At 69.3% G+C, this 12,814-nt stretch carries 11 protein-coding genes; 5 read left to right on the top strand and 6 right to left on the bottom strand.

The genetic code is table 11. The features are described from left to right. Window positions 1-15: 15 nt before the first annotated feature. Complete coding sequence (locus JQ639_RS29165) at window positions 16-1,062, bottom strand: LLM class flavin-dependent oxidoreductase (RefSeq protein ID WP_211962953.1); 1,047 nt, start codon at window positions 1,060-1,062, stop codon at window positions 16-18. A gap of 512 nt (window positions 1,063-1,574) precedes the next feature. Here JQ639_RS29165 and JQ639_RS29160 point away from each other — a divergent pair. Further along, entirely contained in the window at window positions 1,575-1,910 is a 336-nt protein-coding gene (locus JQ639_RS29160) for a polyhydroxyalkanoic acid system family protein (RefSeq protein ID WP_211962951.1), read from the top strand. Between the two features lie 81 nt (window positions 1,911-1,991). On the opposite strand, the gene JQ639_RS29155 is transcribed toward JQ639_RS29160, so the two are convergent. The 3 genes from JQ639_RS29155 to JQ639_RS29145 all read right to left on the bottom strand — a co-directional run bounded on the left by JQ639_RS29155 (window position 1,992) and on the right by JQ639_RS29145 (window position 6,638). Further along, the gene (locus JQ639_RS29155) at window positions 1,992-3,683 is read right to left on the bottom strand and encodes a methyl-accepting chemotaxis protein (protein ID WP_211962949.1); all 1,692 of its coding nucleotides are present in this window, start codon (window positions 3,681-3,683) and stop codon (window positions 1,992-1,994) included. Window positions 3,684-4,039: 356 nt separating this feature from the next. Further along, a complete protein-coding gene (locus tag JQ639_RS29150; protein WP_211962947.1) occupies window positions 4,040-6,253 on the bottom strand; it encodes a TonB-dependent receptor family protein in 2,214 nt (737 codons plus the stop codon). A 43-nt stretch (window positions 6,254-6,296) separates the two neighbouring features. Continuing rightward, window positions 6,297-6,638, bottom strand: a complete 342-nt coding sequence (locus JQ639_RS29145) for a hypothetical protein (RefSeq protein WP_211962945.1) — start codon at window positions 6,636-6,638, stop codon at window positions 6,297-6,299. Between the two features lie 355 nt (window positions 6,639-6,993). Here JQ639_RS29145 and JQ639_RS29140 point away from each other — a divergent pair, with 355 nt between their 5' ends. Both JQ639_RS29140 and JQ639_RS29135 read left to right on the top strand, forming a co-directional pair. Then, window positions 6,994-8,298, top strand: coding sequence for an MFS transporter (locus tag JQ639_RS29140; RefSeq protein WP_349644653.1), 1,305 nt, complete (start codon window positions 6,994-6,996; stop codon window positions 8,296-8,298). Between the two features lie 10 nt (window positions 8,299-8,308). Beyond that, window positions 8,309-9,586: an arsenic transporter gene (locus JQ639_RS29135; RefSeq protein ID WP_211962943.1), complete on the top strand. Its 1,278-nt coding sequence runs from the start codon at window positions 8,309-8,311 to the stop codon at window positions 9,584-9,586. Here JQ639_RS29135 and JQ639_RS29130 read toward each other — a convergent pair. Continuing rightward, the gene (locus JQ639_RS29130) at window positions 9,513-10,502 is read right to left on the bottom strand and encodes a LysR family transcriptional regulator (RefSeq protein ID WP_211962941.1); all 990 of its coding nucleotides are present in this window, start codon (window positions 10,500-10,502) and stop codon (window positions 9,513-9,515) included. The genes JQ639_RS29135 and JQ639_RS29130 overlap by 74 nt on opposite strands. Window positions 10,503-10,638: 136 nt before the next feature. Between JQ639_RS29130 and JQ639_RS29125 the strand changes: the two genes are divergently transcribed. Both JQ639_RS29125 and JQ639_RS29120 read left to right on the top strand, forming a co-directional pair. Further along, window positions 10,639-11,421 (top strand): SDR family oxidoreductase, encoded by a 783-nt coding sequence (locus tag JQ639_RS29125; protein WP_211962939.1) that lies wholly within the window; start codon window positions 10,639-10,641, stop codon window positions 11,419-11,421. A 31-nt stretch (window positions 11,422-11,452) separates the two neighbouring features. Beyond that, the gene (locus tag JQ639_RS29120; RefSeq protein WP_211962937.1) at window positions 11,453-12,436 is read left to right on the top strand and encodes a glutathione S-transferase family protein; all 984 of its coding nucleotides are present in this window, start codon (window positions 11,453-11,455) and stop codon (window positions 12,434-12,436) included. A 4-nt stretch (window positions 12,437-12,440) separates the two neighbouring features. Here the strand turns inward: JQ639_RS29120 and JQ639_RS29115 are convergent, their stop codons facing one another. After that, window positions 12,441-12,644 (bottom strand): hypothetical protein, encoded by a 204-nt coding sequence (locus tag JQ639_RS29115; RefSeq protein ID WP_211962935.1) that lies wholly within the window; start codon window positions 12,642-12,644, stop codon window positions 12,441-12,443. Window positions 12,645-12,814 lie beyond the last annotated feature (170 nt).

The following is a 12,814-nucleotide window of genomic DNA, read 5'->3' as shown; positions in this document are numbered from 1 at the left end:
GTTCGCAGGGTCGCCTCACGCCGCCTTGTCGGCCAGCATCTGCTGCACCAGCGGCATGACCTTGCGGCCGTAGAGCTCGATACTGCGCATCAGCTTGTCGTGCGGCATCGGGCCCGCACTGTACTTGAGCTGGAAGCGCGAGACGCCGAGCGCCTTGACGGTCGCGGCGATCTTGCGCGCCACCGTTTCCGGCGAGCCGACATAGAGCGAGCCGTTGTCGGCCTCGTGCACGAACTCGTCGCGGCCCATCGGCGGCCAGCCCCGCTCCTTGCCGATGCGGTCACGCATCAGCTTGTAGTGCGGCCACAGCTCCTCGCGCGCCTGTTCATCGGTGTCCGCAACATAGCCCGGCGAGTGCACGCCGAGCGGCTGCGCCGGCCGGCCGAACTGCTGGTAGGCGCGGTGATGCAGATCGACATAGGGCGCGAAGCGCTTGGGATCGCCGCCAATGATGGCGAGCATCAGCGGCAGGTCGTAATGCGCCGCGCGCACCACCGATTCCGGGCTGCCGCCGACGCCGATCCAGGTCTTGAGCGGCGCCTTCTCCGCCGGCGGATAGACCAGCTGGTTGCGCAGCGGCGGCCGCAGCTTGCCCTCCCAGGTCACCGGCTCCTGCTTCAGAAGCGCGGCGAACAGGTCGAGCTTCTCCTCGAACAGCTCTTCGTACTGGCTGAGATCGAAGCCGAACAGCGGGAACGACTCGGTGAACGAGCCACGGCCGAGGATGACCTCGGCGCGGCCGTTCGACGCCGCATCCACCGTGGCGAAGCGCTGGAACACGCGGATCGGATCGTCGGAGGACAGCACCGTCACCGCGGAGCCGAGACGGATGTGCTCGGTGCGCGCCGCGATCGCCGCCAGCACCACCTCCGGCGCGGAAATGGCGAAGTCGGCGCGGTGATGCTCGCCGAGCCCGATGAAGTCGATGCCGAGCTGATCGGCCAGCACTGCCTCGTCGATGACATTGCGGATGACCTGCGCATGGGCGAGCGGCTGGCCGTCGGGGCCGACCGTCACATCGCCGAAGGTGTCGAGGCCGAATTCGAGAGGTCGCGTCGTCATGGTCTGTCCGTTGGCGCCTGCGTCCGACGCAAGGAAGAGCGCGTCACGCGGCATGCGGGGAGCGAGGGGCGGCCACGGCCACCCGACGCCCGGGGTGAAAAGTGCGGAAGTGTCCCCCCGCAGGTAAGGTGGAAACCGCGCCGCGCCAAGGCCGCTCCGCGAAACCCTGGGTTTCCATTCGCTGTGCACACCGCGCGCACCCGTCGCGCCGCGGTTGAGGCCGACTGCGATCTGGGGCATGGTCGCGGCGCGCCGCACGGTCGCGCCGCCAGGAACCATGCCCATGCCGCTCCCCGTCCGGACGCTCCTCCGCCTCGCGCTGCTCGCCGCCGCGGCTGGCGCCGTGGCCGCGCCGGCATTCGCCCGGCCCCCGACCGTGTCGGTATCGCCGGGCTACGATCGCCGACTGCAGGAATCCCGGCAGGTTCCGCCCGCGGCCCAGCCGCCGTCGCCCTCCCCGGCGCCGCGCCTGCCGCCGCGCAGCCGCAACCCGAACGGTTGAGGAGCCCGCCATGGCCCAGCCCTTCATCGTCTCGATCCCCCACAAGCTCGGCAAGGACGAAGCCTTGCGCCGCATGAAGGCAGGGCTCGCCAGCGTCAAGTCGCAGTATGGCCAGTTGCTGCAGGTCAACGAGGAGATCTGGAGCGGCGACCGCCTCGCCTTCCGCATCACCGCCATGAAGCAGCAGGCGAGCGGCACCGTCGATGTCGCCGACGACCATGTGAAGCTCGAGGTCGTGCTGCCCTGGCTGCTCGCCGGCCTCGCCCATGGCGCCCAGGCGATGATCCGCGAGCGCGCCAACCGCATGCTGGAAAAGAAAGAGGCGCCGCCTTCCGGCAGCGCCTGATCCGCGGCGACGCCCCGGACGTCCATCCTTCGACGCTCTCGGAGCCTGTCATCGGGGCGAGCTTTGCGCGGCGCGCGTGGCCTACGCCGTCCGCACCGACTCCAGGAACTTGCCGACCTCGCGCTTGAGGCGGTTGCTCTCGCCGGACAGCGACTGCGCCGCCGACAGCACCTGGCCCGACGCCGAGCCGGTCTCGCTGGCGCCGCGCTGCACGTCGGTGATGTTGGCGCTGACCTCGCGGGTGCCCTGCGCCGCCTGCTGGACGTTGCGGGCGATCTCCTGGGTCGCGGCGCCCTGCTCCTCGACCGCCGAGGCGATCACCGCCGAGATTTCCGACATCCGCCGGATGGTCTCGCCGACGCCCTCGATCGCCACCACCGACTCGTGGGTCGCGGCCTGGATGCCGGAGATCTGCACGCTGATCTCGCCGGTCGCCTTCGCTGTCTGCTCGGCCAGCGCCTTGACCTCGGACGCCACGACCGCAAAGCCGCGGCCGGCCTCGCCGGCGCGCGCCGCCTCGATGGTGGCGTTGAGCGCCAGGAGGTTGGTCTGCGCCGCGATGGTGTTGATCAGCTCGACGACGTCGCCGATGCGGCTCGCCGCCTTTGACAATTCGCCGACACGCTCGTTGCTGGTTTGTGCCTGCTCGACCGCCTCGCTGGCGATACGCGCCGATTCCTGCACCTGACGGCTGATCTCGGTGACCGACGACGACATCTCCTCGGTGGCGGAAGCCACCGACTGCACGTTGGTGGAGGCTTCTTCCGACGCCGCGGTGACGAGCGTGGTCAGTTCTTCGGAGCGCGCTGCGGTCGAGGTCAGTACGCCGGCGGAGAGTTCGAGCTCGGAGGCCGCGCTCGACACGGTGTCGACGATCTGGCCGACCGCGCCCTCGAAGCTGTCGGCGAGGGCATGCAGTTCGCGCCGGCGCTGGTCGGCGGCGACCTGGTCCTGCTGCATGCGCGCCTCGGCTTCGTCGCGCGCTTTCTTCTCCGCGTTGTCGCGAATGGTCACGATGGCCTGCGCCATGTCGCCGATCTCGTCGTGGCGGCTGGCGCCGGGGATCACGACGCCGAGTTCGCCGCCGGCCATCTTCTCCATCGCTGCGGTCATCCGCACCATCGGGCGAATGACGCCGAGCGCGATGCCGAGAATGCCGGCGATGATGATCAGCACGACGATGCCCGACACGCTCCACACCACCGCGGCGAAGGTCGACACCTGGCTTGCCGCCGAGACCTCGAGAGCCGCGTTGGCGTCGTTGGCCTTCCTGACGATGCTGTCGATGACAGCGCGATGCTTGTCATAGGCCACCTGCAGCTTGCCATAGGCGGCCTCGGCCGCCGCGGTGTCGTTCTTCGCCAGCGCCGGCAGCAACTCCTGCTCGGTCGCCGTCCAGAACGCCTGCACCTGCGCATCGGAATCGCGCGTCAATTCGTTCTTGAGCGCCGGATCGAGATCGGACTTGATCCAGTAGGCGCGGCGTTCGTCGTAGTCCTTGTGGAGCTGGGCGAGGCGCGCCTTGTGATCGGCGGCATGCTGCGGATCACGCAGCGCCAGCGTCGTCTCGAGGTAGGCTTCGACCACGTACTCCGGCGGCGGCAGGATATCGGCGACGAGATCGTTGCCGAGCTTGATCTGCGAATACAGCGGCCCGCCTACCCGCAGCTGGCGATTGGCGTAGTCGCTGACGATCAGGATGGCGGCGAGGCCGAGCGCGGTGATGATGCCGAAGGCGATGATCGAGGTCGAAATCGAAACGCGAAGCTTCATGGAGTGGCCCCGGAATGCGCGCGTCATTGCGCGCATGCAATGACGCTCAACATTTCAATTGCCCTCTAAGATTGGGTTAAGCATGAGTGCGCGATGTCACTTGCGACGGCATTTGCCGGCAATTTCAGCAGATTCGCGCGCGCTTGGGTTGAGTGGTGCCGCATGACAAGCGCCAGGCTTGAGCGAGACGCGTGACGTCGACAACCTCAACGCGTTCGCCCTGAGCCTGCGAAACAAAACGAAACAAAATTGGCATCACGCATCGCCCGCAGCCGAACGGTGGCCTGCATCTTGCGCCGCCGGCGCAACCGGAGGCCTGCATGGGCACAGGCCTCCGGCCGTCACGCCGCGCGCCGCTACATCCGATAGCGGATGCCGGCATACACTGCCCGCCCGGTGCCCGGGTTGAACAGCGTCGAGGTCGGCGTCGCGCGGTCGATGATGCTGGTGGTCGCGATGTAGGCGGTTTTGGCGAGGTTCCGCCCTTCGATATAGGCCGAGAAGTGCTTGCCGTCGTCATAGGCGGCGCGCACGCCCCACAGCGCATAGGCCGCGGTGCTCAGGGTGTTGGCGCTGTCGACATAGTACGCCTGCGGCACCCACTCGACATTCGGGCCGAACGATACGCCGCTCGGATGCTTGTACAGCAGCTCCGCGCGCAGGTAGTGCGGCGGCGCGCCCGGCAGGCGGTTGTTGCCGAACGTCCTGTCGCCATCGTAGCGGAAGTCGCTGTAGGTGTAGGCGACATTCAGCCAGATGCGGTCGGGATTGTCCGACTTGACCGCAAGCCCCTTGAACAGCGCGACGCCGAAGCCCGCCTCGACGCCCTGGTGCACGGTACGATCGGCGTTGGTGACGTTGCAGTTGCCGAACGAGCTGTAGAAGCACATCAGTTCGTTGCGGATCTCCGAGCGGTACAGCGACAGGTCGAAGGTCAGGTCCGGCCGCCGGCCGCGGGTGCCGATCTCGTAGGTGGTCGCGGTCTGCGCCTTGATGTCGAAGAACGGAATGGTCGGGAACAGCGGGTTCATGAAGTTCGGCGCCACGCTCTCGCCGAAGCTCGGCGCCTCGGCGCTGCGCGACACGTTGCCGAACACCTGCCAGGTCGGATCGACGTCCCACACCACGCCGGCCTTCGGGCTCCACAGGCTGAACGCGCTGCGGCCGTCCTTGTCGCCGTTGAGCGAAAAGTTCACCTGCTGGGCGCGCACCGCGTAGAGATACTGCGTGCCCGCCACCAGCGACACCGCCGGCGTCAGGTACCAGGCGTTCTCGAGATACGCGGTGTAATTCTCGGGCTTTTGCAGCACCGAGGACTGCTGCGCGCCCTTCAGGCCGCCGACATTGCTGTACTGGTTGGCGTCGATCGAGCCGTTGAGGATGTTGAAGCCGACGGTCAGGCGGTTGCGGTGGCCGCCGATGACACGATCGTCGACCGCGCGCACGAAGCCGCCGTAGTCGACATAGTGGTAGTCCAGCCACTGGAAGATCGGGTGCATCAGGTGTCGGTCGACGCCGAACACGCCGAAGTCGATCACGGTGTTGTCGAGCCGCAGCGTCGACTTGTTGGCGATGCGCAGCGTGTCGATGTTGCGCTGCCAGTCGTTCATGACGTTGTTGACCGCCGCGGTCTTCGGCGAATTCAGCGCGCTGTCCTTCGTCACCTCGCCGGGGATGCGTTGGCGCACGGTGTTGGCGTTGAGGTAGAAGCGCGTCTCGAAATCCGGCGAGAACTGGTAGCCGATGTTGGCGCTGCCGCGCTGGCCCTCGCCGCTGCTGTGCGCGCGGTAACCGTCCTGGCGCCAGCCCGAGCCCGACACGAAATAGTCCGCCGGGCCATAGGCGCCGCCGGAGCTCATCTGGCCCCGGACATAGCCGAACGCACCGCCGTCGATGCGGGCGTCGAAGCCGTAGGCATCGCGGCCGGTCGGCGTCACGAAGTTGATGGCGCCGCCGAGGCCGTTGCCGCCATACAGCAGCGCGTTGGAGCCCTTGTAGATCTGGACGTAGCGATAGGCGGTCGGGTCGATCTCCTGGAAATCGCCGTAGCCGTCCGACGTGTTGACGGGAATGCCGTCGAGATAGAGCTGGGTGCCGCGCAGATGGAAGTTGCGCGACAGCCCCGAGCCGCGGATCGACAGGCGGGTGTCGTCGCCCCATTTCGGCTGCGCCAGCACGCCCGGCGTGTAGTCGACGATGTCCTTCAGCGTCTGCGCCGGCGCGGTCTTGAACGCGGTGTCCGGCACCAGCGCGACGCCGCCCGGCGTGCGCTCGATCGCGGCGGTCGCCGCCTGGGTGGTCGGCACCACGAGGCTCGGCGCCGGGCCGGCCGGCGCGGTCGGCACGGCAGGTTGCTGCGGCTGGCGCGCACTTCGCGCGGTCCGCGACCGCGCGCTGGCGCGCTCGGCCGCCGGCCGCGACGCACGGACGGTGCGCGGCTTGGCGGCATCGACCACGACGGGCGGCAGCGGCGCAGTGGAGGAGGACGACGTCGCCTGCTGGGCGAACGACAGATCGGGCATGGCGGCGAGCGCCGCCGCCGCGCACAGCGCGGGCAGAGAACGTGACATGACAAGAAACTCCAGAAGAAACGTGAAGCTGCAACGAGGTCGGCTACACGTGGCGTGGAGGCCCTTGCGACGAGCGAGGATCATGGCGTCGCGCGGCCGCGACGGAAAGATCGTCCGCGCGAGGGACGATGGTGTGCGCGAGGAGACGCGGCGCCGCGATCGCCGCCGTCTGCGGCAACGGCGCGGCGGTGGCGGCGAAGGCGCAGATCGCGCAGGGGACGTGATGCAGATCGGTCGCCGGCTGGCCGGAGCCCGGCGCGGCGCCATGACCACCGTCGAGACAGAACACACTGCCGTCGGCGGCCTGCGCGACGGCCATCTGCGTCGCGACGACGCCGGCGAACAGCAGCTGCAGCGCGAGCGCATGGGCGGCGGCGAACGCCACCACCTGCCTCAGCCACGATCTGCGACGCGCCAACGCCACGTTGCCCCGCTTCCCGGCCCCGCGCCCACAGCGCGCCCTGCCGCCCCATTGCCGCGACGGCGCCGCCCCCAGGCGGCCGAGTCCATGCGGCGCCGCGACTTTTGCCGATCCCGCCTCCGCGGGAAGTGGCCTTTTTGTCGCAGGAGGCGGTTTCGCGCGCCGCTGGTGCGAATCTGCATCAGTGCCGGGCCCCGCGTGCCGGGCACCCGCGAGTGAACCTTTGCCGCCCTCGCACGTTGTCGGCCCCGCGAGACCGGACGCCACCCGCGCCGGACGCACACGTCCGGTGTCAGCTCGGGTCGGAGACGGCGAAGCCGTGGGTGAAACGCACAGCGCAAACGCAGGGGCCGCCACGGCCACCGCCTCTCCGGCGGCGCGCGCCCTCGGCCCCCTCGCCGCCCTCAACTTCTTCATGGCCGACATGCAGGCCGGCATCGGCCCGTTTCTCGGCGTCTTCCTGCTGGCCCATGGCTGGCAGAGCGGAGCAATCGGCACGGTGATGACGCTCGGCGGCATCGCCGGCGTGGCGGTCACCACGCCGGCCGGCGCCCTCGTCGACGCCACCAGCCACAAGAAGCTGTTCGTCATCGTGCCCGGCATCTGCGCCGTGCTGGCCTCCGGCATCGTGCTGCTGTCGCAGCATCCCGCCGTCGTCACGCTGTCGCAGGTCGCGAGCGCCATCGCCGGCGCCGCGATCGGCCCGGCGGTCACCGGCATCACGCTCGGCATCGTGCGCCAGCGCGGCTTCAACCGCCAGAATGGCCGCAACCAGGCGTTCAACCATGCCGGCAACATGGTTGGCGCCGGCCTCTCCGGCCTGCTCGGCTGGCTCTATGGCTTCGCCGCGGTGTTCTGGCTGGCCGCGCTGTTCGGCGCGCTGTCGATCGCCTGCGTGCTGATGATCCCGCGCGCCGCGATCGACGACGACGCCGCGCGCGGACTGCATCCAGAGCGCGGCGATGGTGGCAAGGTCAGCGGTCTCGCGGTGCTGCTGTCGTGCCGCCCGCTCCTCATTCTCGCTGGTGCCCTTGCCTGCTTCCATCTCGGCAACGCCGCCATGCTCCCGCTCTATGGTCTCGCCGTGGTCGCCAGCCACCAGGGCGATCCCGCCGGCTTCGTCGCCATCACCATCGTGGTGGCGCAGGGCACGATGATCATCGCCGCGCTGGTGGCGATGCGGTTGGCGGAGAGCCGCGGCGTCTGGCTGGTGCTGCTGATCTCGTTCGCGGCGCTGCCGCTGCGCGCCGTGCTCGCCGCCGGCCTGCTGTCGTGGTGGGGCGTCTATCCCGTGCAGATCCTCGATGGCATCGGCGCCGGCCTTCAGAGCGTCGCGGTGCCCAGCCTCGTGGCACGCATCCTCGACGGCACCGGCCGCGTCAATGCCGGCCAGGGCGCGGTGCTGACGGCGCAGGGCATCGGCGCGGCGCTCAGCCCGGCGATCGGCGGCTGGATCGCCCAGGAGGTCGGCTATGCCGCCATGTTCCTGGCGCTCGGCGCCTTCGCCCTCGTCTCCATCGCCCTCTGGGCCGGCTTCGCCGGCGTGCTGCGGCCGGCTTGCGCCGGCGACGCTGAATCGGGCACATCGGCAGGCGCCACCGCGCTCGCGGCCGGCGCGGAGTGACCGACCGACGATGCTGCCGATCGCCATGACCAATACCGCCAACATCGCGACCTGGGCGATCGCCGCGCTCGCCACCTTTGGCGTGATCGTGCGGCCTTGGCGGCTGCCGGAGTTCATCTGGGCGGTGGCCGGCGCGGCGCTGCTGGTGGCGCTGCAGCTGCTGCCATGGCGCGCCGCGCTCGACGCCGCCGGCAAGGGCCTCGACGTCTACTTCTTCCTTGTCGGCATGATGCTGCTCGCCGAGGTCGCGCGCCAGGAAGGCCTGTTCGACTGGCTCGCCGCGTTTGCCGTGCGCCACGCCAGGGGCTCGGCAACACGGCTGTTCCTGATCGTCTACGGCGTCGGCACGCTGGTGACCGTGTTCCTGTCGAACGATGCCACCGCCGTGGTGCTGACGCCGGCGGTGTACGCGGCAACGCGCGCCGCGAAGGTCGAGCCGCTGCCCTATCTTCTGGTGTGCGCCTTCATCGCCAACGCCGCGAGCTTCGTGCTGCCGATCTCAAATCCGGCCAACCTCGTGGTGTTCGGCGCGCAGATGCCGCCGCTGACGGTATGGCTGCGGGTGTTCGCACTGCCCTCGCTGCTCGCCATCGTCGTCACCTACATGGCGCTGCGCTTCACCCAGCGCCGCGCACTGGCTGCGGCGAAGGTTGCCGACGCCGGCGATATCGCGCCGCTGTCGCTCGGCGGCAAGCTCGCCGCGCTCGGCATCGCCGCCACCGCCGTGGTGCTGCTCGTCGCCTCCGCGCGCGATACCGAGCTTGGCCTGCCGACCTTCGTCGCCGGCGCGATCGTGACGGTGCTGGTGGTGCTGGTCGGCCGCCAGTCGCCGCTGCCGATCCTGCGCAACGTCGCCTGGTCGGTGCTGCCGCTGGTCGCCGGCCTGTTCATCCTGGTGGAAGCGCTCAACCGCACCGGCGCGCTCCCGGCGCTCGCCGACCTCCTGCGCCAGGGCGTCAGCGAGGCGCCGCAGGCGACCGCATGGCTGTCGGGCCTCGGCGTCGCCATCGCCAGCAACCTCGTCAACAATCTGCCGATGGGCCTGATCGCCGCCACCACCAGCCAGGCGGCGCAGGTGCCGCCGCATGTCACCGGCGCCATCCTGATCGGCGTCGACCTCGGCCCCAATCTCTCGGTCACCGGTTCGCTCGCCACCATCCTGTGGCTGATCGCGCTGCGGCGGGAGAACGAGCATGTCTCGGCGCTGGAATTCCTCAGGCTCGGGATCGTCGTGATGCCGCCGGCGCTGATTGCCGCCCTCGCGGCGTTGATCCTGTTCGCGCCTTGACGCGCGATGCGTCGAGATCCCACCCCGGCGTGCCGCGAAACGCCTCCGCGAGGAATTCGACCATCACCCGCACCTTGGCGCTGACATGGCGGCGGCTCGGATACACCGCCATGATGTCGATGTCAGCAAGACGATAGTCGGGCAATACCCGGACAAGGCCACCGCGGCGCAGGTCCGCGCCGATCAGGAAGGTCGGCTGCCAGATGATGCCGCGGCCGGCCAGCGCCGCCGCGCGGGCGGTGTCGGCGTTGTTGGTGTGCATGCAGCTGCGCACCGTGACGGAGTGGGGCTTGCCGGCCGCGTCGAGCAGTACCCATTCGTCGGCCGTCGCGGAATAAGTGTAGCCGATGCAGGCGTGCTGCCGCAGGTCGCGCGGGGTCTGCGGCGCGCCGTGGCGCGCGAGATAGTCCGGCGCGGCGCAGACGATATTGCGCGAGGCCGCAAGCTTGCGGCCGATCAGGCTGGTCGAGCCGCCGCGCGCGATGCGCACCGCGAGATCGTAGCCCTCCTCGACGAGATCGACGACACGATCGGTCAGGCTGACGTCGAGCTCGATCTCGGGATAGCGCGCCATGAAGCGCGGCCACAGCGGCGCGAGATGGGCGATGCCGAAGGTCAGCGGCGCGTTGATCCGCAGCCGGCCACGCGGCTGCACCGACGCCGACGACGCCACTGCCTCGGCCTCCGCGACCTCCTCCAGGATGGCCGAGACGCGCTCGTGCAGCGTCCTGCCGGTGTCGGTCAGCGACAGCCGCCGCGACGTGCGGTTGAGCAGGCGCGCGCCGAGCAGTTCCTCGAGGTCGTTGACATAGCGGGTGACGTTGGCCGGCGACGTCTCCAGCTTGTCGGCGGCGCGGGTGAAGCTGCCCTGGGCGACGACGGCGGCGAACACCTCGAAGGCGCGCAGGCGATCCATCCGGCTTCCTCCATCATCATTCATAAAAACTGAATGATCTAACCAGTTTCCGCTCCTTCTTCCAAGTCCGCGGCGGGGCTACGTCAGCGTCACCGGCCGCGATCGACGCCGCCGACGACAACGAGGGAGAACGAACATGACCACCCAGCAGCATCACGGGCGCCTTCAGGACAAGGTCGCCATCGTCACCGGCGCCAGCGCCGGCATCGGCCGCGCCACGGCCCGCCTGTTCGCCGCCGAAGGCGCGAGCGTGGTGGTCGGCGCGCGGCGCCAGGCCGAGCTCGACAGCCTCGTCGCCGAGATCGCCGCCGCCGGTGGCCGCGCCGTGGCGCTGGCTGGCGACGTGCGGTCCGAGGACTACGCCCGGGCGCTGGTCGCGCTGGCGGTGAAGGCCTACGGCCGTCTCGACATCGCCTACAACAATGCCGGCGTCATCGGCGAGGCCGGCCCCTCCACAGCCATCTCCGAGGCGGGCTGGAACGACGCCATCGCCATCAATCTCACCGGCGCGTTTCTCGGCGCCAAGCACCAGATCGCCGAGATGGTCAGGCATGGCGGCGGCTCGGTGATCTTCACCTCGACATTCGTCGGGCACACCCTGTCATTCCCGGGCATGGCGGCCTATGCCGCGAGCAAGTCCGGCCTGATCGGCCTGACCCAGACGCTCGCCGCCGAATTCGGCGCGCAGAACGTACGGGTCAACGCCATCCTGCCGGGCGCGGTCGAGACCGACATGTTCCGCGCCGCGAACGACACCCCGGAAAAGGCCGGCTTCGTCACCAGCCTGCATGCGCTGAAGCGGGTGGCGCAGCCTGACGAACTGGCGCGATCGGTGCTTTACTTGGCGTCCGATGATGCGGCATTCGTCACGGGAACGGCATCGCTGGTCGATGGCGGCCTGTCGATCACCCGCACGTGACGACGACGAAGTGAATGGAAGGACGACGGATATGGGACTGCTGGTCGACGGCCAATGGCAGGACAAGTGGTACGACACCAAGGCGAGCGGCGGCCGTTTCGAGCGCAAGGCGTCGTCGTTCCGCAACTGGGTGACCGCCGACGGCAGTCCCGGACCGGGTGGCGACGGCGGCTTCAAGGCCGAAGCCGGCCGCTACCACCTCTATGTCAGCCTTGCCTGCCCGTGGGCGCACCGCACGCTGATCATGCGCGCGCTCAAAAAACTCGACGGCGTGATCTCGCTGTCGGTGGTGAACTGGCTGATGCTCGAGCGCGGCTGGACCTTCGCTGACGGCCCCGGCGTCATCGCCGACAGCATCAACCATGCCGAGGTGCTGTATCAGGTCTACCAGGCCGCGGACCCGACCTACACCGGCCGCGTCACCGTGCCGGTGCTGTGGGACAAGGCGCGCCGCACCATCGTCAACAACGAGTCGTCCGAGATCATCCGGATGCTGGGCAGCGCGTTCGACGGCCTCAGCGCCGCGGCCGGCGACTACTATCCCGCGGCGCTGCGCGGCGAGATCGACGCGGTCAACGCCCGCGTCTACGACACGCTCAACAATGGCGTCTACAAGGCCGGCTTCGCCACCACGCAGGGCGCTTACGAGGAGGCGATCGGCCCGCTGTTCGACACGCTCGACTGGCTGGAGAGCCGCCTTGCGACGCGGCGCTTCCTGATGGGCGGCGAGCTCACCGAAGCGGACATCCGCCTGTTCACGACACTGATCCGGTTCGACGCGGTGTATGTCGGGCACTTCAAGTGCAACATCCGCCGCATCGCCGACTATCCCAATTTGTCGGCCTACACCCGCGACATCTTCCAGTGGCCGGGCATCGCCGCGACGGTGAATTTCGAACACATCAAGGGCCACTACTACCAGAGCCACCGCACGATCAACCCCAGCGGCATCGTGCCCGTCGGCCCGGCGCAGGACTTTTCAGCGCCGCATGGCCGCGCGGCATTGAAGGGGTGAGGCGTCAGCCCCGCGTCGGCGCCGGCATGCGGCGGAGCAGGCAATAGCCGAGCACCACGATCGGCAGGCCGAGCGCGACCCAGGACACCGCATCCCACACGCCGTCGCCGAGCAGCGCGGAGACGAGGCCGACCGCGGTGAACACCGCGATGATGGCCGGGATGAGGAAGATCTGGCTCGTGGTCTGGCGCCGCGTTGGGGCGGTCATGGCGAGAAAGCTCCTGGCGGTCCATGGGGCGGGCGATGGGGCAGGCGGCGACAGGCCTTGGCGACGCCGCCGGTTCTAGCCGCTTCGCCCCGTCCCGGCGACGGGCGAGACCCGCCCGCGCCTTAGAAGCCCTCGAAATACCTCGGCTTTTTGCGCCCGCGCGGGTTCCC

The organism is Bradyrhizobium sp. U87765 SZCCT0048 (genome assembly GCF_018131225.1).
Taxonomy (GTDB): Bacteria; Pseudomonadota; Alphaproteobacteria; order Rhizobiales; family Xanthobacteraceae; genus Bradyrhizobium_A.
The sequence above is the reverse complement of the archived record's forward strand: the minus strand, read 5'-3'. Positions and strand labels throughout refer to the sequence as shown.

What these genes read in the sequence shown, in the direction of transcription:
- JQ639_RS29120 (WP_211962937.1), top strand. Translation starts at nt 11,453, where the DNA reads ATGGGACTGCTGGTCGACGGCCAATGGCAGGACAAGTGGTACGACACC.
- JQ639_RS29115 (WP_211962935.1), bottom strand. Translation starts at nt 12,644, where the DNA reads ATGACCGCCCCAACGCGGCGCCAGACCACGAGCCAGATCTTCCTCATC.
- JQ639_RS29130 (WP_211962941.1), bottom strand. Translation starts at nt 10,502, where the DNA reads ATGGATCGCCTGCGCGCCTTCGAGGTGTTCGCCGCCGTCGTCGCCCAG.
- JQ639_RS29155 (WP_211962949.1), bottom strand. Translation starts at nt 3,683, where the DNA reads ATGAAGCTTCGCGTTTCGATTTCGACCTCGATCATCGCCTTCGGCATC.
- JQ639_RS29135 (WP_211962943.1), top strand. Translation starts at nt 8,309, where the DNA reads ATGCTGCCGATCGCCATGACCAATACCGCCAACATCGCGACCTGGGCG.
- JQ639_RS29150 (WP_211962947.1), bottom strand. Translation starts at nt 6,253, where the DNA reads ATGTCACGTTCTCTGCCCGCGCTGTGCGCGGCGGCGGCGCTCGCCGCC.
- JQ639_RS29160 (WP_211962951.1), top strand. Translation starts at nt 1,575, where the DNA reads ATGGCCCAGCCCTTCATCGTCTCGATCCCCCACAAGCTCGGCAAGGAC.
- JQ639_RS29125 (WP_211962939.1), top strand. Translation starts at nt 10,639, where the DNA reads ATGACCACCCAGCAGCATCACGGGCGCCTTCAGGACAAGGTCGCCATC.
- JQ639_RS29165 (WP_211962953.1), bottom strand. Translation starts at nt 1,062, where the DNA reads ATGACGACGCGACCTCTCGAATTCGGCCTCGACACCTTCGGCGATGTG.